This window comes from Streptomyces tibetensis (assembly GCF_040647715.1).
GTDB lineage: Bacteria > Actinomycetota > Actinomycetes > Streptomycetales > Streptomycetaceae > Streptomyces > Streptomyces tibetensis_A.
On the sequence record NZ_JBEZCR010000009.1, the window covers coordinates 20153 to 38041 of the forward strand.

Annotated in this window: 19 protein-coding genes; 10 read left to right on the forward strand and 9 right to left on the reverse strand. The window is 71.5% G+C overall.

Features of this window, described 5'->3' with window-relative positions:
* Nucleotides 1-48: 48 nt before the first annotated feature.
* Both AB0B29_RS23745 and AB0B29_RS23750 read left to right on the forward strand, forming a co-directional pair.
* Nucleotides 49-813: a carbohydrate ABC transporter permease gene (locus AB0B29_RS23745; RefSeq protein WP_362243772.1), complete on the forward strand. Its 765-nt coding sequence runs from the start codon at nt 49-51 to the stop codon at nt 811-813.
* A 53-nt stretch (nt 814-866) separates the two neighbouring features.
* The gene (locus AB0B29_RS23750; protein WP_362243130.1) at nt 867-1916 is read left to right on the forward strand and encodes an endo-1,4-beta-xylanase; all 1050 of its coding nucleotides are present in this window, start codon (nt 867-869) and stop codon (nt 1914-1916) included.
* 197 nt (nt 1917-2113) lie between these two features.
* On the opposite strand, the gene AB0B29_RS23755 is transcribed toward AB0B29_RS23750, so the two are convergent.
* The 3 genes from AB0B29_RS23755 to AB0B29_RS23765 form a co-directional block, all read right to left on the reverse strand.
* Complete coding sequence (locus AB0B29_RS23755) at nt 2114-3139, reverse strand: LacI family DNA-binding transcriptional regulator (protein ID WP_362243133.1); 1026 nt, start codon at nt 3137-3139, stop codon at nt 2114-2116.
* Nucleotides 3140-3361: 222 nt separating this feature from the next.
* Nucleotides 3362-3565: a DUF5999 family protein gene (locus tag AB0B29_RS23760; protein ID WP_033307435.1), complete on the reverse strand. Its 204-nt coding sequence runs from the start codon at nt 3563-3565 to the stop codon at nt 3362-3364.
* A 434-nt stretch (nt 3566-3999) separates the two neighbouring features.
* The gene (locus AB0B29_RS23765; RefSeq protein WP_362243136.1) at nt 4000-4584 is read right to left on the reverse strand and encodes a hypothetical protein; all 585 of its coding nucleotides are present in this window, start codon (nt 4582-4584) and stop codon (nt 4000-4002) included.
* A gap of 548 nt (nt 4585-5132) precedes the next feature.
* Between AB0B29_RS23765 and AB0B29_RS23770 the strand changes: the two genes are divergently transcribed.
* The 3 genes from AB0B29_RS23770 to AB0B29_RS23780 all read left to right on the forward strand — a co-directional run bounded on the left by AB0B29_RS23770 (nt 5133) and on the right by AB0B29_RS23780 (nt 8443).
* A complete protein-coding gene (locus tag AB0B29_RS23770) occupies nt 5133-6650 on the forward strand; it encodes a glutamate-cysteine ligase family protein (protein WP_362243139.1) in 1518 nt (505 codons plus the stop codon).
* 118 nt (nt 6651-6768) lie between these two features.
* Nucleotides 6769-7569: a CPBP family intramembrane glutamic endopeptidase gene (locus AB0B29_RS23775; protein ID WP_362243142.1), complete on the forward strand. Its 801-nt coding sequence runs from the start codon at nt 6769-6771 to the stop codon at nt 7567-7569.
* A 91-nt stretch (nt 7570-7660) separates the two neighbouring features.
* The gene (locus tag AB0B29_RS23780; RefSeq protein WP_362243144.1) at nt 7661-8443 is read left to right on the forward strand and encodes a hypothetical protein; all 783 of its coding nucleotides are present in this window, start codon (nt 7661-7663) and stop codon (nt 8441-8443) included.
* A 68-nt stretch (nt 8444-8511) separates the two neighbouring features.
* Here the strand turns inward: AB0B29_RS23780 and AB0B29_RS23785 are convergent, their stop codons facing one another.
* Nucleotides 8512-9339, reverse strand: coding sequence for a PhzF family phenazine biosynthesis protein (locus AB0B29_RS23785; protein WP_362243147.1), 828 nt, complete (start codon nt 9337-9339; stop codon nt 8512-8514).
* A gap of 336 nt (nt 9340-9675) precedes the next feature.
* On the opposite strand from AB0B29_RS23785, the gene AB0B29_RS23790 reads away from it, so the two are divergent.
* Nucleotides 9676-10311, forward strand: coding sequence for a PadR family transcriptional regulator (locus AB0B29_RS23790; RefSeq protein ID WP_362243149.1), 636 nt, complete (start codon nt 9676-9678; stop codon nt 10309-10311).
* Nucleotides 10312-10394: 83 nt separating this feature from the next.
* Here AB0B29_RS23790 and AB0B29_RS23795 read toward each other — a convergent pair whose 3' ends face one another.
* The gene (locus AB0B29_RS23795; RefSeq protein ID WP_362243152.1) at nt 10395-10823 is read right to left on the reverse strand and encodes a type II toxin-antitoxin system Rv0910 family toxin; all 429 of its coding nucleotides are present in this window, start codon (nt 10821-10823) and stop codon (nt 10395-10397) included.
* A gap of 220 nt (nt 10824-11043) precedes the next feature.
* Here AB0B29_RS23795 and AB0B29_RS23800 point away from each other — a divergent pair, with 220 nt between their 5' ends.
* Both AB0B29_RS23800 and AB0B29_RS23805 read left to right on the forward strand, forming a co-directional pair.
* A complete protein-coding gene (locus AB0B29_RS23800) occupies nt 11044-11592 on the forward strand; it encodes a Clp protease N-terminal domain-containing protein (RefSeq protein ID WP_436845873.1) in 549 nt (182 codons plus the stop codon).
* Between the two features lie 86 nt (nt 11593-11678).
* On the forward strand, nt 11679-12683 hold the full coding sequence (locus AB0B29_RS23805; RefSeq protein ID WP_362243158.1) for an EamA family transporter: 1005 nt from the start codon (nt 11679-11681) through the stop codon (nt 12681-12683).
* 24 nt (nt 12684-12707) lie between these two features.
* Here the strand turns inward: AB0B29_RS23805 and AB0B29_RS23810 are convergent, their stop codons facing one another.
* The gene (locus AB0B29_RS23810) at nt 12708-13340 is read right to left on the reverse strand and encodes an FMN-binding negative transcriptional regulator (RefSeq protein WP_362243161.1); all 633 of its coding nucleotides are present in this window, start codon (nt 13338-13340) and stop codon (nt 12708-12710) included.
* Nucleotides 13340-14026 carry a pyridoxamine 5'-phosphate oxidase family protein gene (locus AB0B29_RS23815; RefSeq protein WP_362243164.1) on the reverse strand — a complete coding sequence of 229 codons (687 nt, stop codon included), beginning with the start codon at nt 14024-14026 and terminating at the stop codon, nt 13340-13342. The genes AB0B29_RS23810 and AB0B29_RS23815 overlap by 1 nt, the downstream gene beginning before the upstream one ends.
* A gap of 35 nt (nt 14027-14061) precedes the next feature.
* Between AB0B29_RS23815 and AB0B29_RS23820 the strand changes: the two genes are divergently transcribed.
* On the forward strand, nt 14062-15393 hold the full coding sequence (locus AB0B29_RS23820) for an aminotransferase class I/II-fold pyridoxal phosphate-dependent enzyme (protein WP_362243167.1): 1332 nt from the start codon (nt 14062-14064) through the stop codon (nt 15391-15393).
* A gap of 76 nt (nt 15394-15469) precedes the next feature.
* On the opposite strand, the gene AB0B29_RS23825 is transcribed toward AB0B29_RS23820, so the two are convergent.
* On the reverse strand, nt 15470-16423 hold the full coding sequence (locus AB0B29_RS23825; protein ID WP_362243170.1) for a DMT family transporter: 954 nt from the start codon (nt 16421-16423) through the stop codon (nt 15470-15472).
* Between the two features lie 75 nt (nt 16424-16498).
* Here AB0B29_RS23825 and AB0B29_RS23830 point away from each other — a divergent pair, with 75 nt between their 5' ends.
* Nucleotides 16499-17401, forward strand: a complete 903-nt coding sequence (locus tag AB0B29_RS23830) for a LysR family transcriptional regulator (protein WP_362243173.1) — start codon at nt 16499-16501, stop codon at nt 17399-17401.
* 15 nt (nt 17402-17416) lie between these two features.
* Here the strand turns inward: AB0B29_RS23830 and AB0B29_RS23835 are convergent, their stop codons facing one another.
* Entirely contained in the window at nt 17417-17887 is a 471-nt protein-coding gene (locus tag AB0B29_RS23835) for a pyridoxamine 5'-phosphate oxidase family protein (RefSeq protein ID WP_362243176.1), read from the reverse strand.
* Nucleotides 17888-17889 lie beyond the last annotated feature (2 nt).

The window sequence follows — 17889 nt, forward strand, 5'->3', positions numbered from 1 at the left end:
GGGAAGACCTGGAGCCTTCACCTCGTCCTGGTCGTCGTCGGGGCCGTCATGACAGCCCCCCTGCTCTACGCCGCGCTCTCCGGCTTCAAGTCCACCGACGAGCTCTCCCGCAACCCGGTCGGACTGCCCGAGTCGTGGATCACCTCCAACTACACCCAGATCCTCGGCTCGGGGGACTTCTGGCGGCTGATCGGCAACAGCACACTGATCGCGATCGGCACGACCGTCCTGGTCGTCGCGGTCTCCGCCCTGTCGGCCTTCTCCTTCGCGCGGTTCGCCTTCCGGGGCCGGGAGGCGCTGTTCACGCTCTTCACCATGGGGCTGATGTTCCCGTTCGCGGTGGCGGCCCTGCCGCTGTTCCTGCTGCTGCGCTCACTGGACCTGCTGGACAACCCGCTCGGCGTGATCCTGCCGCAGGCCGCCTTCGGACTTCCGATGACGATCATCATCCTGCGGGGCTTCTTCCGGCAGATCCCCGGCGAGCTGGAGGAGGCCGCCACGCTCGACGGGTGCAGTTCGTTCGGTTTCTTCTGGCGGGTGCTGCTGCCCATGGCCCGGCCCGCGCTCGGCACGGTCTCCGTGCTGGCCGTCGTCACCAGCTGGAACAACTTCTTCCTGCCGCTGCTGGTGTTCACCGACGCACAGTGGTGGACGCTGCCGATCGGCGTCCAGCAGTTTCAGGGACAGTACTCCGCGGAGTACGCCAAGGTCTTCGCCTACCTGGTGCTGGCCATGGTCCCCGCCCTCGCCTTCTACTCGGTCGCCGAGCGTCAGCTCGTCGGCGGCCTCACCGCCGGCGCCACCAAGGGCTGACGCGCGCCGCGAACGTACGGCTCTACCCACCCACCGTCGTGAGGAGTCGCACCATGCGCACCACCCGTCTCAGACTCGTCGGCGCCGTCGCCGCGCTCCTGGTCGCCGCCGGAATCGGCGCCGGCACGCCCGCCCAGGCGGGCCACCAGCAGCCCACCCTCGCCGACCTCGCGCAGCGGCACGGCCGCTACTTCGGCAGCGCCACCGACAACCCCGAGCTCGTCGACGGGCCGTACACGGCCCTGCTCGGCAGCGAGTTCGACCAGATCACGCCAGGCAACGGCATGAAGTGGTACGCGACCGAGCCCCAGCAAGGGGTGTTCGACTTCTCGGCGGGCGACGAGATCGTGAACCTCGCCCGGGCCAACCGGCAGAAGGTGCGCGGCCACACCCTGGTCTGGCACAGCCAGCTGCCCGAATGGCTCACGGGCAGGGAGTGGACGGCCCCCGAGCTGAGGGCCGTACTGAAGAAACACATCCAGACGGAAGTACGGCACTACCGGGGCAAGGTGTTCGCCTGGGACGTCGTCAACGAGGCGTTCAACGAGGACGGCACGTACCGGGAGTCGGTCTTCTACAAGACGCTGGGGCCCGGCTACATCGCCGACGCGCTGCGCTGGGCGCACCAGGCGGATCCGCGGGTCAAGCTGTACCTCAACGACTACAACATCGAGGGCATCGGCCCGAAGAGCGACGCCTACCACCGACTGGCCAAGGAGCTCAAGGCGGCGGGCGTCCCGCTGCACGGCATCGGCCTGCAGGCCCATCTGGCCCTGCAGTACGGCTATCCGACCACCCTGGAGGACAACCTCCGCCGCTTCTCCCGGCTCGGCCTCGACACCGCGCTCACCGAGGTCGACATACGGATGCAGCTGCCCGCGACCGAGGAGAAGCTGGACCGGCAGGCCGAGTGGTACGCCGACCTGACCGAGGCGTGCCTGGCGGTCCGACGCTGCGTGGGTATCACCCTGTGGGACTACACCGACAAGTACTCCTGGATCCCCGCGTTCTTCCCGGGCGAGGGCGCGGCCCTGCCGTGGGACGAGGAACTGCGGCACAAGCCCGCGTACTTCGCGCTGCGTGAGGTGCTCGGGGGGAGGTAGCGGGGGCGGGCGGCGCCCCACCGGACAGGGGGTGGTGGGGCGCCGTTCTCGTACCGAGGGGGCAGGTCACGGGTGCCGTTCTCGTGCCGAGTGGTCAGGGCAAAGGTGCCGGTCCTCGTACCGAGGAGTCTCAGGGCAAAGGTGCCGTTCCTCGTACCGAGGGGTCAGGCAAGCGGGTTGTTCCTCGTACCGAGGGGTCAGAGCAAGGGGGTCGTGCTAGCCCGTACGACCAGTTCGGTGCCCAGCTCCACCCGCGGTGAGTCCGGCTGCTCGTCACGGGTCAGGCGGAGCACGGTGCGCGCGGCCAGTTTGCCCATGTCGGCCAGGGGCTGGCGGACCGTCGTCAGGGGTGGGGCCGACCAGCGGACCTCCGGAAGGTCGTCGAAGCCGACCACGCTCATGTCCTGCGGCACCCGGAGACCGCGCCGGCGCAGCGCCTCGATCGCGCCGAGTGCCATCTGGTCGCTGGCCGCGAACAGCGCGGTCGGCGGCTCCGGGAGGTCGAGCAGGGTTTCGCAGGCGGTGAAACCGGACTCGGGGCGGAAATCGCCGGGGACGACGAGGGACGGGTCCCTCGGGACGCCGGCGCTTTCCAGGGCGGCGCGATAGCCGTCAAGACGGGCCCGGGAGCACAGCAGGCGGGGCGGTCCGGCGATCAAGCCGATCCGGCGGTGGCCGAGGGACAGCAGGTGCTCGGTGGCCGCCAGGCCGCCCGCCCAGTTCGCGGCGCCGATCGTGGGGGCGTCGAGGGCCGGGGAGCCCGCCGGGTCGACCACCACCAGGGGCACGCCGAGGATCTGTAACTCCTCGTGGAGTGTCGGATCCAGGGCGGACGTCACGAGGACGACCCCGCCGGAGGCGCGGGCCCTCAGGTTGCGCATCCATGCGCGGGCGTCGCCGGATCGCCCGTGGATCGCCGACACCACCGTGCCGACCCCGGCGGCGTGCGCGACCTCCTCGACCCCGCGGATGATCTCCACCGCCCAGGGGCTGTCGAGGTCGTTGAAGACCAGGTCGAGCAGGGCGGCGCGAGTACCGGGGGCCGCGGGACGCTTGCGGTAACCGTGCCGACGCAGCAGATCCTCGACCCGGGCCCGGGTCCGCGGCGAGACGTCGGACCGGCCGTTGACCACCCGGGACACGGTCGGTACGGACACGCCGGCCTGGCGGGCGATCTCCGTGATCGTGACCCTGCCCCCGGGGTCGGCCCCACCTGAACCCACCAGCCCCACCTCCGTCGACGGATGACCGCGAAACTTCCAGGAGTCTTCCGGAAACGACGCATCCGTGGGAAGGCGTACGGGGAAGGCATATCGGACGGGGGCGCCACGTCGCGGGGCGTGACGGTCGGTGACGGCCTTCGGGCATGCGTCGGGGCCGGTGCGCGGGGTGTCCCGCGGCCGGCCCCTCATGTCGTGCGGCGGGGCATCACCCCGCGGACGGCCTCAGGCGGCGGTCATCACCTGGCCGGCCAGCGGACGATGCGGGGCGATGGCCCGCCCGTCCGGCAGGAGTTCGCCGGTGTCCTCGAAGAGCACCACGCCGTTGCACAGCAGGCTCCATCCCTGCTCCGGGTGGTGCGCCACGAGGCGGGCGGATTCCCGGTCGGCGGATTCCGCTGAGGGGCACTGGGTCTGGTGCTGGCACATGGGTGGGATCTTTCGCTGTGTAGAGACGGACGATGATATTGACGTGTCCGAGTGGGCTGTCGTGTCTGTTCCGCGGCTAGAAGTGTCGTTCATGGCCGCCCCCGTTGTGATAGGTCGTCGGAACCCAGTGTTGCCCCACGGGCGTCGATCCGCAGGGATTTCGCGGCACCGCTTCTCACAGGTTCAGGACGCGTCACCCGCGCGGACGGTTCATCCCAACTGGGCTGTCCCTTCGGGTGGTTCGTAGGGGCCGGATGGGGCTAGTCCGCTCGGGCCGACGACCTCTCCGGCTCTTAAGAGCTATTCATCGCTCGTACGAGCGATCGTGTGAGCGATAAGTCGATCGTGCGAGCGGTCCGTGGCTCGTCGGCGCCAAAGGAACGACCCCGCCGCCGGAATTCCTGGCGACGGGGTGCGGGGAGCCGTGCGGTGTTTCAGGCGGGTGATCCGAGAAGTCTGGTGGGAGCCACTCGATGGGTGAGCACCGGGAGGAGTTCGGAGACGCGGTGCGGACGGTGGGCCGCGATGCCAGGCGGCGCCGGCGCCAGCGGGACGAGCAGGTCGGTCGCCGCGGGGTGACCGGCGGCGCCGTCCGCGGAGCAGTCCTCGTGCAGCCAGAGCGTCAGCATGTACAGGCCGGGCACCGACAGCAGGCGGGGCTGGTACGGCTGCGGGATCGTCTCGGCCTGCCGCAGGGCGCGCTCCGTGGAGGTGATGTACGGGCCCTCGAAGAAGTGCGAGAAGGCCCAGCCGTCTGCGGTCAGCATGGTCTCCGCCGCGGCCACGACGTGGTCGCCGCAGCGGATCAGGAAGCGCCACCCGGCCAGCCGGGTCGCGGAGACGCCCTCGGCCGTGACGTGGTCGAGGACGTGCACGGGCAGGGGCAGCTCGGGTGTGACGGGTCCCTGGGTGCCGAGCAGGGAGGGGGTGCGGGCTTCGCGGACCGCGGTGGGAGAGGAGAGGGCGGTGAGGACGGAGCGGAGTGCGGGCGCGGGAGCCGGAGGGACGTGCAGCGGCATGGTGGGTCGCCTCTCATTCAAAGGCACGGTGGCACGAGGGCGGGGGCGGACGGCGCTGTCTGCTCACGGGGGTCAGAGCGGCAGGGGCCGAGGTCGTGTGAACGAGAGGGGGGTGGGGTCCGCATCGCCTGGACGGCAGGACCCATCGACCGTGGGCGCCGGCCTTCTGCCTTGTTCGCGGAGTTTATACGACACGGGTTCGGGCTGTGTTTCGTCTAGCCGTTTCCGGTGAGTAGAACAAGGGTACATTCGGGCGACGATACGCGAGAATTATCCCGATTCCATGCGGGGGTGCACGACGGTGACCTCGGCGAATGTCCGCCAACCGGTCGGCCTATTCTCGTCGGCGTTTTTCACGAGTTCCCGAGGCCCCGAAACCTGTCCTGTGCGTCATGCCGAGTGAATGTGCCACCGGTCACACGCGACCAGCGTAGCGGTCGCCGGGTCCGCCCGGGACGTTATCGATCGCTTTCGCTGGGCATCCTCCACCTGACCGGGGCCCCGTGAGCCGGGTCCCGGGCCCGCATCATCCAAGGAGGGACGCTTCGATGGGGGAGAAGGTCGTGGCAGGGCGGTTCGACCTGTCCGATCGCCAGCGCTACCGCGACAAGCTGCGTCAGTGCCTGACGGGCTTGGAGCGACTCCTGGCGGAGAAGCGGTTCGATCGCCCCAAGAACCTCATGGGGCTGGAGATCGAATTGAATCTCGCGGGCGCCGACGGCATGCCGAAAATGTTGAACGGGCAAGTCCTGGAACGCATCGCGAGTCGCGATTTCCAAACAGAACTCGCCATGTTCAATCTGGAAGTGAACATTCCCCCACACCGCCTCGGGGGGCGGGTATTCGACCGTCTCGCGGAGGAACTCCGTACGTCGCTGGCATATGCCGACCGGAAGGCCGGCGAGGTCGACGCGGGTATCGTGATGATCGGTATTCTGCCGACTCTCGACCGTGACGATCTGGTGTCGTCGAACCTCTCGGACGTCGACCGGTACACGCTTCTCAACGACCAGATCGTGGCCGCCCGCGGCGAGGAGTTCACCCTCGACATCGACGGCGTGGAGCACCTGAGCTGCACCTCGAAGTCCATCGCGCCGGAAGCCGCCTGCACCTCCGTTCAGCTGCATCTCCAGGTCACCCCGGCCCGCTTCGCCGACGTGTGGAACGCGGCCCAGGCGGTCGCCGCCGCGCAGATCGCCGTCGGCGCCAACTCGCCCTTCCTCTTCGGGCGCGAACTGTGGCGCGAGTCGCGGCCCCCGCTGTTCCAGCAGTCCACCGACACCCGCCCGCCCGAGCTCCAGGCCCAGGGCGTCCGGCCGCGCACCTGGTTCGGGGAGCGCTGGGTCACCTCGGCGTACGACCTCTTCGAGGAGAACCTGCGCTACTACCCGGCCCTCCTGCCGATCTGCGACGACGAGGACCCGCTCGAGGTGCTCGACCAGGGCGGCACGCCCTCGCTCGCCGAACTCGTCCTGCACAACGGCACGATCTACCGCTGGAACCGCCCGGTCTACGGCATCGCCGACGGCGTCCCGCATCTGCGCGTGGAGAACCGCGTGCTGCCGGCCGGGCCCACCGTCACCGACGTCGTCGCCAACGCGGCCTTCTTCTACGGGGTCGTCCGGGCGCTCGCGGAGGAGTCCCGGCCGGTGTGGTCCCGGCTGCCCTTCGAGGCGGCCGCCGCCAACTTCGACGCCGCGTGCAAGGACGGGATCGACGCCCGCTTCACCTGGCCCCGGCGCGGCCGGTACAGCGGCACCACCCAGGTCGACGCGGTGAGCCTGATCCGCGACGAGCTGCTGCCGCTCGCCGAAGCCGGGCTGGACGCCTGGGGGGTCGAGCCGGCCGACCGCGATCTGTACCTGGGTGTGATCGAGGAGCGGTGCCGGCGCCGGGTGAACGGGGCGAGCTGGCAGGCCGCCACCTTCCACAAGGCACTGGACGCGGGCCTCTCCCGGGAGGACGCACTGGCCGCCACGACCCGGCGCTACCGCGAGCTGATGCACAAGGGCGAGCCGGTGCACAGCTGGCCGGTGGGGCTGCCGGAGCCTGTGTCGCTGGGCTGACGCAGAGAGCCACCGTCTCCGGCTGACGTTGCGAGTGCGCCGAGGGTCGACGCCGCCTCAGGGCTGACATCCCGCTGCCGCCATACTGATCCGACAGGTCGGTGAAGTGGAGGCGGGTGTGCAGGCGGAGGCGAGCCCGGTGGGCGATTCCATTCCCCAGCAGGGGCTCTCACGGCGGATGCTCCGCAACGAGACGCTGCTGGTCCTCGCGCTGTCACTGGGCGCGAGCGGACTGTCGGCGCTGATCAGCTTCGTCGGGTCGGTCACCAAGCCGGGTGGACTCAAGGACCAGGCCGCCACGATGAACGCCTCGGCCGCGCCCGGCCGGCCCTGGCTCGACCTCGCCTGGCAACTCTTCGGAATCACCACCGCGCTCGTACCCGTCGCACTCGTCGCGCACTTCCTGCTCCGCGAGGGCGCGAGCCTGCGCACGATCGGCTTCGACCGCACCCGCCCCTGGCCCGACCTCGGCCGCGGAGCGGCGATCGCCGCGGTCATCGGCAGCACCGGCATCGCCTTCTACCTGGCGGCCCGCGGCCTCGGCTTCAACCTCACCGTGGTGCCCGAGGCGCTGCCGGCGGTCTGGTGGAAGTACCCGGTGCTGATCCTGTCGGCGATCCAGAACGCCGTGCTGGAGGAAGTGATCGTCGTCGGCTACCTGTTGCGCCGCATGGGCCAGCTGGGCTGGACGCCGACGGCCGCGCTGGCCGGCAGCGCCGTTCTGCGCGGGTCGTACCACCTCTACCAGGGCATCGGCGGCTTCGTCGGGAACATGGTGATGGGCGTCGTCTTCGTGTACCTCTACCGCCGCTGGGGGCGCGTCGGCCCGCTCGTCGTCGCCCACTCGCTGCTCGACATCGGGGCGTTCGTCGGATACGCGCTGCTGGCGGGCAAGGTGGGCTGGCTCCCGACGGCGTGAAGCAGCGGGTGAAGGGCGTACGACGGTTCGCGGCCCCCTTGGGTGAAGTGCGGGCCTGTGACAACTCCAACCGCAGGGAGCGCGTCTTCCGATGACCGCACAGCCCGCACAGCCCGCACGTCCTGAGCGCAGCGGTTCCGGGACCGCCTCGGTCACGGATGTCTCGCCGTTCAAGTCTTCTCTCGTCAGAACGGTGTTCCGGGACGTGACCCCGATGCACGTCTCTCGGTCGGCCGCTTGGGCCGCCGCGTCGGTGACGCGGACGGTGCTGACGGAGATCATCGACGGCGCGAAGAGAGCGGCGGCGGAGGAAGCCCGGAAGAAGCTGATTCCCGGTGACCTTCTTTCGGCGATCGGCCGGAACATCGAGCTCCAGGTGGGAGAGGTGTGGTATGGCCACAGCCCGACGTTCAAAAGCCGGACCGGTGTCCTGTACGACGCCGAGGGTGTCGTCGTGCCCCCTCCTGAGCGCAGCAGGTCGCGCAAACCGAGTGCTGTGGTCGGCGCCCACAGGTTCGAGGCCGGGGTCAGGAAGCTGCTGCGGAACCAGGGGGCGACGGCCGTCCCGGCGATGGTCCGCGACCTGGACGGAATCGCGAGCGCGTTCCTGACGGACCTTGCCCGGGACGCGGCCATGGTCGTACGCGAGGGCGGGGTCAAACGTTTCGGTACGGTGGTGATGTCGGACGAACCGGCCCCACCCCCGCCCCTCGAGGACTCCCTCCGGGCACTGTCCACCCGTCGGGGGGACAGGCGGACCATCGGCAGGGATGACATCCTGGCCGCCACCACCATTCAGTTGTTCGGCGGCGACATCAGGCAGCGAGCCCTCACCGAGGCACGCGAGGCGACGAAGAACACTCCGGTCGGCTGAGCGGGGCGCTCGACATCACCGCCTGCACCCTCACCTGCTACCGCAGACTCGCCACATGAGATGGCCTCTCATTCGTCATGGGCCAGCAGCTCGCCCTCGATGACGGTGACCGCTGTACCCGTCAGCAGGGTGCGGTCGCCGCGCAACTCGGTACGGATCCGGCCGGAGCGGGGTGAGGCCTGCAGGCCGGTGAGGCGGGGGCGGCCCAGGCGCTCGGACCAGAACGGGGCGAGTGCCGTGTGGGCGCTGCCGGTCACCGGGTCCTCGTCGATGCCCACGTTCGGGAAGAAGCAGCGCGAGACGAAGTCGTAGCCCCCGGCGGGGTCCTCGGCGCGGGCCGTGGCGATCACACCGCGCTCGGAGTGGGTGGCGAGGGCCGCCAGGTCCGGGCTGAGGGCGTGCACCGTCCTCTCGTCGGCGACCTCGACGAGCAGATCGCCGACGTTCGGGCCGGTGTCGAGGACCGTGAGCACCTTCGCGCCCAGCGCCTCGGCGAGACCTTCGGGCGGCTCGATCCGCGTGAGCGGGGCCGTCGGGAAGTCCAGGGTGACGGAGCCGTCCGCCGCGGGGGTGGCGACGAGGACGCCGCTGCGGGTGGCGAACCGCACCGGCCCCACGTGGGCGCCGGTCGTGTGCAGGACATGGGCGGTGGCGAGGGTGGCGTGGCCGCACATCGCGACCTCGGTGGCCGGAGTGAACCAGCGCAGCGCCCAGTCCGCCCCGGAGCCCTCGGGGAGCGGGTGGGCGAAGGCCGTCTCGGCGTGGTTGACCTCCAGGGCTACGTTCTGCAGCCAGGTGTCGTCCGGGAAGGCGTCCGCGCCGGACAGGAGCAGGACCCCTGCCGGGTTGCCGGAGAAGGGGCTATCGGTGAAGGCGTCGACGATTCGGATCCGCATGCCCCGACGCTAGGGCGCCCACGACGCGGCAGACCAAGGCCAATTCGCACCCACTGGCCCGATTCCCCCGGCAGGGATGCCCTGCGACGGTGAACTTCGACCTCTTGCCTACTGACGTCCGATCGCCTGCAGGTGCTCTACCGCCGCACCGCCGAGATCAGTCCGCCGGGCCGCTCCTCGTGCTGCGGCGGGGTGCTGATCGGGCGGGCTCGCGGGTGGCTGCCTGAGCACCACTTCTGCAGACGGAAACCTCGGAGAAGGCCTTGTCGGTGGAGGGGTACCGATATATCGTTGAAGCATCGCGACAGATCAACGATGGAATGGAGAGTGGTTGCGATGCGTACCCACGGATTCGAGCGTGGACATGGACACGGTGGCCCGCACCACGGTCGGGGCGGCTTCGAAGGGCTGCGTGCGGCCTTCGGCCCCTTCGGGCCGGGCGGTCCGGGTGGCCCCGGCTGGGGCGGGCCCGGTGGGCCGGGCTTCGGTCCGGGCCCATGGGGTGGCCGAGGGCGCGGGGGACCCAGGGGGAGGGCGCGGCGCGGTGACGTACGCGCCTCGATCCTGGCCCTGCTGAAGGACCGGCCGATGCACGGCTACGAGATGATCCAGGAGATCGCCGAGCGCAGCGGCGGGGCGTGGAAGCCCAGCCCCGGCTCGGTGTACCCCACCCTCCAGTTGCTGGAGGACGAGGGGCTGATCGCCAGCGCCTCCGAGGGCGGCAAGAAGCTGTTCTCGCTCACCGAGGCGGGCCGCGAGGCCGCCGAGGAGGGGCCCGAGGCTCCCTGGGAAGAAGCTTCTCGCGGGGTCGACTGGGAGGCTCTCGGTGAGATCCGCCAGGCAGGCTTCGGCCTGATGGAGGCCTTCGGCCAGGTCTGGAAGACCGGCAGCAAGGAGCAGCGGGAGAAGGCCCTCGGCGTCATCAACGAGGCCCGTAAGAAGCTGTATCTCATCCTCGCCGACGAGGACTGACTGAACCGCGTAGGACACGAGACGCCCCCGGAGTGGTCCGGGGGCGTCTCGGTGTGCCGGGGGTCCGGGGGCGTGGCGGGGTGTCAGGTCACCAGCCGGTCCAGCTTGCGCAGCGACTCGTGCAGGGCGGCCGTCGCCGAGTCCTTGAGCTTGCCCGCCATCAAGGACACCGTCGCCCCCGTGAACTCGCCGTCGATGCGGACCGTCGTGGCATCGCCGTCGGGTGTGAGGGTGTAGCGCGTCGCGACGGTCACCGCCATCGGGCCCTTGCCGCGGATGGCGAGCACCCGCGCCGGTTCCAGTTCCTCCACGGTCCAGGCCACTTCGGCCGGGAAGTTCATCAGCCGCATGTTCTCCTGGAACGTCGCGCCCACGTGCAGGGGCTCCGGGCCGCCCGCCGGGAAGCTCGTGTGGGTCGCGTTCCATTCGCCGTACGTCGACCAGTCGGTGAGCTTCGCCCACACCGTGCCGGCCGGCGCCCCGATGCGGGCCTCCGCGCTGACTTCGGCCATGCGACCACCTCTCCGTAGCGGGCTGGGTGCGCGGAACGTAGCCGCAGCGGCCGCAATGTTCAATACTGACGAACTGTCAGACCGGTCGCGTCTGCATCCGGATCTGCCTGGTCTCCTCCGCAAGGAGGAGACCAGACCGGCGGAGTCCACTTCCCGTGGGACGCGAACATGCTTCCCACCGAGGATGACGCGAGCCCGTGAGACTGGTGGGCTAGGGGATGTGCAACCCCGTACCCCCCGACAGTCGGCCCATGAGCACGGCATTCAGCGCGTGGACAACGATGCCAGGCTCAGTGACGAGCTGGCGTCGGTGGTCGGTGGTGCCCGGCGCCGGGCCGTCCGGGACGGCGACCGGCAGATCGACACCGCCCATCTGCTCCACTCCCTGCTGGAGTCGGACCCCGAGGCGCGTGCCGCCTTCGTCGAGGGGCCGCAGATCGCGCGTCTGCTGGGCTATCTCGTCCAGCGCAGCATCGGGTACGGCCTGCGCTGGCAGAACGGAGTCGAGGACTCCGGCGCCGTCCCCGTGGTGACGGAGACGGCGGGCTTCTCCCCGCTCGCCGCCGCGTGCATGGAGTACGCCTGCGAGCGTGCCGCCGAGCGCGGCGAACCGGCCCGTGGCACCGACCTGCTCGCGGCGATCGTCGTCGACCCGCAGGCGCGCGCGGTCGAGGTGCTCGGGCGGGCCGGCATCGACCCGCGCGACGTGCTCACCCGGCTCGACGGCCGGTCCGGCGTCGCCGAGGAGTGCGGCGAAGCCGCCCACTGAGCGCTGCGGCGTGCGGCCGGCCGTCCCGTCCAGGCTGTGAGACAGGTGTCATAGGGGATGACGCTCCTGTCATCGCCTGTCATCATGTGCCGGTGCGTACCACTGACAGCAGCGTGAGCGGGCGCGGCAGGGGTGTGGGGCTCGGACTCGCCCTCCTGTCCGCGGTGGCCTTCGGCGGATCCGGTGTCGCGGCCAAACCGCTGATCGAAGCGGGTCTGGAGCCGCTGCACGTGGTGTGGCTGCGGGTGGCCGGGGCTGCCCTGGTCATGCTGCCGCTCGCCGTGCGTCACCGCGCGCTGGTGCGCAGGCGCCCCGGACTGCTCGCCGGGTTCGGGCTGCTCGCCGTCGCCGGTGTCCAGGCCTGCTACTTCGCGGCGCTCTCCCGGATCCCCGTCGGGGTGGCGCTGCTCATCGAGTACCTGGCGCCCGCGCTGGTGCTGGGCTGGGTGCGGTTCGTGCAGAAGCGGCCCGTGACGCGTGCCGCAGCCGTCGGTGTCGTGCTCGCGGTCGGCGGCCTCGCCTGTGTCGTGGAGGTGTGGTCGGGCCTCGGGTTCGACGCGCTGGGGCTGCTGTTCGCGCTCGGCGCGGCCTGCTGCCAGGTCGGCTACTTCGTCCTGTCCGACCAGGGCAGCGACGCCGGGGACGAGGCGCCCGATCCGCTCGGCGTCATCGCCTACGGGTTGTTGGTCGGCGCGACCGTGCTGACCGTCGTCGCCCGGCCCTGGACCATGGACTGGCCGGTGCTCGGGGGTACCGCGAGCATGGACGGCCGGCCCGTTCCCGCCGCCGTACTGCTGGCGTGGATCGTCCTGGTCGCCACGGTCGTCGCCTACGTCACCGGTGTGGTCTCCGTGCGCCGGCTCTCCCCGCAGGTCGCCGGGGTCGTGGCCTGCCTCGAGGCGGTCATCGCCACCGTCCTGGCCTGGGTCCTGCTCGGTGAGCACCTCTCCGCGCCGCAGATCGCCGGTGGCGCGATCGTGCTGGTGGGCGCGTTCATCGCGCAGTCCTCGACGCCGTCGAAGGGGTCCGGACAGCAGGTGGCGAGCGGCGGCCCGGAAAGGGAACTGTCCAGGCGCGGGACCAGCGCCTGAGGTGTCGGGGCGGGGAGCCGCGACCTACGCCTGCTGTCTGCGCAGGAGATGGGCGCGGGCCCTGGAGTCGCCCGGGCCGCCGCGGGCCGCGAGACCCGCGGCGATCCGGTCCCGGACCTCGGCCGGCCTGTGGTTGGCGTACTTGAACTTCGCTCGTACGTCCGTCACCTCCAGGCGCAGGCCGCGGATGCCGGCGAGCATCCTGCCGTAGGGGGCCTCACCCGCCGCCGCCCGTGCGGAGCCGCCCCGCGGCTGGAAGTGGTCGACCTGGCGGTTGAGCAGTGCGGCCTTGTGTGCCGGGTCGTCCACGACATGGGCGCGGCAGCGAAGCTGGACGGCCGCGTAGAAACTCGTCGGGGTGCCGTGCTCGGGCGGGACGTCCGGGGCGGCCTGCCAGGGGCCGGGCACGAACACGTAGTCGTCGACCACGCTCAGCAAAACATCCGGGGCGGCCTCCAGCGCGGGCCAGAGCGGGTTGGGGCGGGCGAGGTGGGTGAGGACCTCGCGGCGCCCGGCGTCGTAGGCGAAGTGCAGGGGCTGGACGTGTGGCGGTTCGCCCGGCGGGCCGTTGACCGCGAGCTGGCCGAAGTCGTGGTCGGCCAGCCACCGTTGCCATTCGGTGTCGTCACGGGGCGCGTCCCAGGGATGGATCAGCATCACAGGGCCGTGAGGTAGTCGGGCAGCTCGGTGCCGGGGGCGAGGGCGGGGTCGGAGAGCGGGGTGCCGTAGGTGCGCCGCACCGGGACGACGCCGGCCCAGTGAGGCAGGGCGAGGTCCTCCGGTCCGTCGTTCACACCGCCGGTGCGCAGCTTCGCGGAGACCTCGTCCAGGTCCAGGCGGATCACGGCCGTGGCGGCCAGCTCCTTCTGGTTGGCGGGGCGCGAGTCCGCGGAGCGTCCGGGCACGACGTGGTCGACCAGCGCGTCCAGCGCCCGCAGCTTCTCCTCGGGGTCCGTCACGTCGTGGGCGACGCCGTGCACCACCACGGAGCGGTAGTTGATCGAGTGGTGGAAGGCCGAGCGGGCCAGGACCAGGGCGTCGACGTGGGTGACCGTCAGGCAGACCGGGAGGCCGGGCTCTGACTGGGCGGTGGTCCGCAGCGGACGCGAGCCCGTCGAGCCGTGCACGTACAGCCGCTCGCCGACCCGGGCGTACAGGGTGGGCAGCACGACGGGTGCCCCGTCGCGGACGAAGCCGAGATGGCAGACGTAGGCCTCGTCGAGTATCGAGTGCACCAGGTCCTTGTCGTACGAGGCCCGGCCCGGGGAGCGGGTGGGGACGGTGCGGTCGGTCGGGGTGTAGGCCGTTTCGGGCTGCGACGGCGTTTGTGTGGTCCCCTGCATGGCGCTCTCCATTGCACTAGCGCATAATTGGCTTTGTGCTAGGAGAGTATCGGATCAGTGGGCGTCGTGCAGCGGACATTTCCGCGAGCATCGAGCGCGCCGTGGGAGCCGGTGAGTTGCAACCGGGTCAACTGCTGCCCCCCATGCGGGAGTTGGCGCAGCGGTTGGGGGTGAATCCCAACACGGTCGCGGCCGCGTACCGGACCCTGCGCGAGCGCGGGGTCATCGAGACGGCGGGGCGGCGCGGCAGCCGGGTGCGGCCCGCGCCGGCGACGACCGGGCGGGACCACTTCCGGGTGGAGGTCCCGGAGGGGGTGCGCGACGTCGCGCAGGGCAATCCGGATCCGGCGCTGCTGCCGGCCCTCGCGGGCGCGTTCGCGGCGGCCGCCGCCGAGGGCGACCGGGCGCCCGTGCTCTACGGCGACACCCCGATCGAACCGGAGCTGGCCAGGATCGCCCGGGCCGGGTTCGACGCCGACGGCGTGCCGGACGGGCCGCTCGCCGTCGTCTCCGGCGCCCTGGACGGCGTCGAGCGGGTGCTGGCGGCCCACCTCAAGCCGGGTGACACCGTCGCCGTCGAGGACCCCGGCTGGGGCCGCACCCTCGACCTGGTGCCCGCGCTCGGGCTGCGCACCGAACCCGTCGGCGTCGACGACGAGGGGCCGTGCGCTCAGGACGTGCGCCGGGCGCTGGAGGCCGGGGCTCGGGCCCTGATCGTCACGGCCCGGGCACAGAACCCGACCGGTGCGGCGGTGAGCTCGGCACGCGCGCGTGCACTGCGAGCCGTGCTCCGGGCGTATCCGGAGACCCTGTTGATCGAGGACGACCACGGTCACGGCATCGTCGACGTACCCCTCCACCCCCTGGCCGGAGCCACCCGGCACTGGGCGTTCGTGCGCTCGGCAGCCAAGGCCTACGGCCCGGATCTGCGGCTCGCCCTGCTCACCGGGGACTCCGTCACCGTCGACCGGGTCCGCGGGCGGCACCGGCTCGGACCCGGCTGGGTGAGCCGGCTGATGCAGCGGGCCCTGGTCCGGCTGTGGGCGGACGGGGCGGTGGACACGGCCGAGGCGGCGGCGTCGTACGGGCGGCGGCGGGACGCGCTGATCAAGGCGCTCGGACGGCGTGGTGTCGCGGCCTGCGGGCGCAGTGGCATGAACGTCTGGGTGCCGGTGCCGGACGAGACCGGCGCCGTCGCCCGGCTGTTGCACGCCGGCTGGGCCGTGGCTCCCGGTGCCCGCTTCCGGCTGAGCGCTCCGCCCGGTATCCGGGTCACCGTCTCGACCCTCGTCGACGGCGAGATCGAGAGGCTGGCCGAAGCGATCGCCTCGGCCCTCGAACCCGCCCCCGCGCGGAGTTACGACTGAGACGTGGGGCTGGGCGGCCGGCTCCCGCACGGGGCTACGGCTGAGTCGTCGGCCCGGGCGGCCGGGTCCCGGCGGGCTACGGTCGAGGTCCCGGAGCCGGCTTCGGGCGGATCTGGGTGAGTGCCGCCCCCGCCAGTACGATCACCGCCCCGACCGGAGTCGACCAGGTGAGCCCCTCGCCGAGGAGGGCGACGCCCGCGGCCGTGGCGATGACCGGGATGAAGTACGTGACCATCTGGGCGGTCGTCGGACCGACCTCGGCGACCAGGCCGTACTGGAGGAGCACCGCGAGGCCCGTGCCCAGCGCGCCCAGGGCGGCGACCGCCAGCAGCGGCACGGCGGACGCCCGGGTCGGCAGGGTCGTGAACAGCGGGGTGACGACGGCCAACTGGGCCGTGGCGAGCAGCAGTTGCGCGCCGGTCATCGACAGGTGCGAGTGGCCGGTGCCGGCGAGGGTGCGGCGTACGTAGATCCAGCCGATCGGGTAGCTGAGGGAGCCCAGCAGGGCCAGTGCCGTGCCGGTGGCGTCCAGGCCGTTGAAGCCCTGCCAGGCCCCCAGCACCGTGAGGACCCCGAGGAAGCCCAGCCCGAGCCCCGCCACCCGCACCCGGGTCGGCCGGTCCTCCGACAGGGCGACCAGCGACAACGCCATGCCCCACAGCGGCGAGGTCGCGTTGCAGATGCCCGCGAGGGCGGACGGGATGGTCAGCTCGGCGTACGCGAAGAGCGAGAACGGCAGGGCGTTGAGCAACAACGCGGCGACCGTCAGATGCCCCCAGACGCGCGCCCCGCGCGGCAGCCGCTCGCGTCGTACCGCCATCGCGGCGGCCAGCACCGCGGTGCCGAACGCCAGCCGGCCGAGCGTCACCTGGAACGGCGCGTAGCTCTCGGTGCCCACCTTGATGAGGAGGAAGCTGAAGCCCCAGATCAGAGACAGGGCGGCGAACCTGAGGCGCCAGTCGAGGCGACGGCGCGGTTGTGCCGGCGGGGCGGTGGCGGCCCGGTCGGCCGGGGTGGTGACGGTGCTCATGGCCACCACGATGCGCCGACGCGACCTCGTAGCACAATCGAGATTTCGCACCCGGTACTGCGTAGCATTGCTTACATGTTGAATCTGGAGCGCCTGCGCACCCTCGACGCCCTCGCCCGGCACGGCTCGGTGAGCGGCGCGGCCGAGGGGCTGCACATCACGACGTCCGCCGTCTCCCAGCAGCTGTCGAAGCTGGAGCGGGAGGTCGGTCAGCAGCTCCTCGCCAAGAACGGCCGGGGGGTGCGGCTCACCGACGCGGGCCGGCTGCTCGCCGAGCACGCCGCGCGCATCCTGTCCCAGGTGGAACTCGCCCAGTCCGATCTGGAGGCACAGCGCGGGCAGGTGGTCGGCGAGCTCCGGCTGTCGGCGTTCCCGACGGCAGCGCGGGGGCTGTTCCCGCACGCGCTGGCCGCACTGCGGGAGGAGCACCCCGCGCTCCGGCTGCGCTCCTGCGAGCTGGAGCCGGAGCACGGCATCGCCGGAGTCGTGCGCGGCGACCTCGACCTGGCCGTCGTGCTCGACTGGTACAACAAGCCGATGGCGCTGCCCGAGGGACTGGTCAAGGCGTCGATCCTGGACGACCCGGCCGAGGTCGCCCTGCGGGTGGACCACCGGCTCGCGGAGCGCGAGGAGGTCGACCTCGGCGAGTTCGCCGACGACGAGTGGATCACCTGGGGCGACGGCGAGTTCTGCCACGAGTGGCTGATGTTCACCCTCCGCTCCAAGGGCGTCGAGCCGATCGTCGGCCATCGCGCCGCCGAGACCCACACGCAGCTCGCCCTGGTCGCCGCGGGCCTCGGGGTCTGCATCGCCCCGCTGCTCGGCCGCCACCCCGTGCCGGCCGGTGTGGTGACCGTCCCCCTCCGGCAGCGGGTCCGGCGGCACGTGTACGTCGTCTGGCGCGCGGACGCGGACCGCCGTCCGTCGATCCGCGCGGCGGTGAAGGCCCTGCGGGCGGCGGGGGAGAGGGTCGGCTGACGTTCCGGGGAGAGGCTACTGCCCGGCGAGCTTGCGGAAGTCCCAGGAGACGATCTTCTCGGGCCTCAGCCTGATCCAGGCGTGCCGGCCGTCGTGCGGCATCTCCTCCAGGTTGAAGTTCTTCCGCGCGAACAGCATCTCCGGGACGTCGAGTTCGGCGCGCAGCTCGCCCGTGCGAGGTATCTCGCCCACGAACTCGGCGGTGCCCGACAGCTCGGCGCCGCGCAGCTCGTCGTACTCCTCGCCGGTGTCGACCACGATCGCCACCCGCGGATCGCGCCGCAGGTCGGTCCACCGCTTGCTGCGTACGACCGAGTACAGCCACATCGAGGTGCCGTCCCAGGCGAACCACAGCGTGCTCACGTGCGGCGCCCCGCCGGCCGACACCGTGGCGACCCGGCAGGTGCGCTGGCTGGTCAGGAACTCGTCCAGCTCGCCCGGCGTCATCATGATCTTCCGGCCCCTGCGCTGCTGCGTGACGGTCATGC

Coding starts and splice junctions, on each gene's coding strand:
- AB0B29_RS23745 (WP_362243772.1), top strand. CDS start 49: ATGACAGCCCCCCTGCTCTACGCCGCGCTCTCCGGCTTCAAGTCCACC.
- AB0B29_RS23750 (WP_362243130.1), top strand. CDS start 867: ATGCGCACCACCCGTCTCAGACTCGTCGGCGCCGTCGCCGCGCTCCTG.
- AB0B29_RS23760 (WP_033307435.1), bottom strand. CDS start 3,565: ATGTGCCAGCACCAGACCCAGTGCCCCTCAGCGGAATCCGCCGACCGG.
- AB0B29_RS23765 (WP_362243136.1), bottom strand. CDS start 4,584: ATGCCGCTGCACGTCCCTCCGGCTCCCGCGCCCGCACTCCGCTCCGTC.
- AB0B29_RS23770 (WP_362243139.1), top strand. CDS start 5,133: ATGGGGGAGAAGGTCGTGGCAGGGCGGTTCGACCTGTCCGATCGCCAG.
- AB0B29_RS23780 (WP_362243144.1), top strand. CDS start 7,661: ATGACCGCACAGCCCGCACAGCCCGCACGTCCTGAGCGCAGCGGTTCC.
- AB0B29_RS23785 (WP_362243147.1), bottom strand. CDS start 9,339: ATGCGGATCCGAATCGTCGACGCCTTCACCGATAGCCCCTTCTCCGGC.
- AB0B29_RS23790 (WP_362243149.1), top strand. CDS start 9,676: ATGCGTACCCACGGATTCGAGCGTGGACATGGACACGGTGGCCCGCAC.
- AB0B29_RS23795 (WP_362243152.1), bottom strand. CDS start 10,823: ATGGCCGAAGTCAGCGCGGAGGCCCGCATCGGGGCGCCGGCCGGCACG.
- AB0B29_RS23810 (WP_362243161.1), bottom strand. CDS start 13,340: ATGCTGATCCATCCCTGGGACGCGCCCCGTGACGACACCGAATGGCAA.
- AB0B29_RS23815 (WP_362243164.1), bottom strand. CDS start 14,026: ATGCAGGGGACCACACAAACGCCGTCGCAGCCCGAAACGGCCTACACC.
- AB0B29_RS23825 (WP_362243170.1), bottom strand. CDS start 16,423: ATGAGCACCGTCACCACCCCGGCCGACCGGGCCGCCACCGCCCCGCCG.
- AB0B29_RS23830 (WP_362243173.1), top strand. CDS start 16,499: ATGTTGAATCTGGAGCGCCTGCGCACCCTCGACGCCCTCGCCCGGCAC.
- AB0B29_RS23835 (WP_362243176.1), bottom strand. CDS start 17,887: ATGACCGTCACGCAGCAGCGCAGGGGCCGGAAGATCATGATGACGCCG.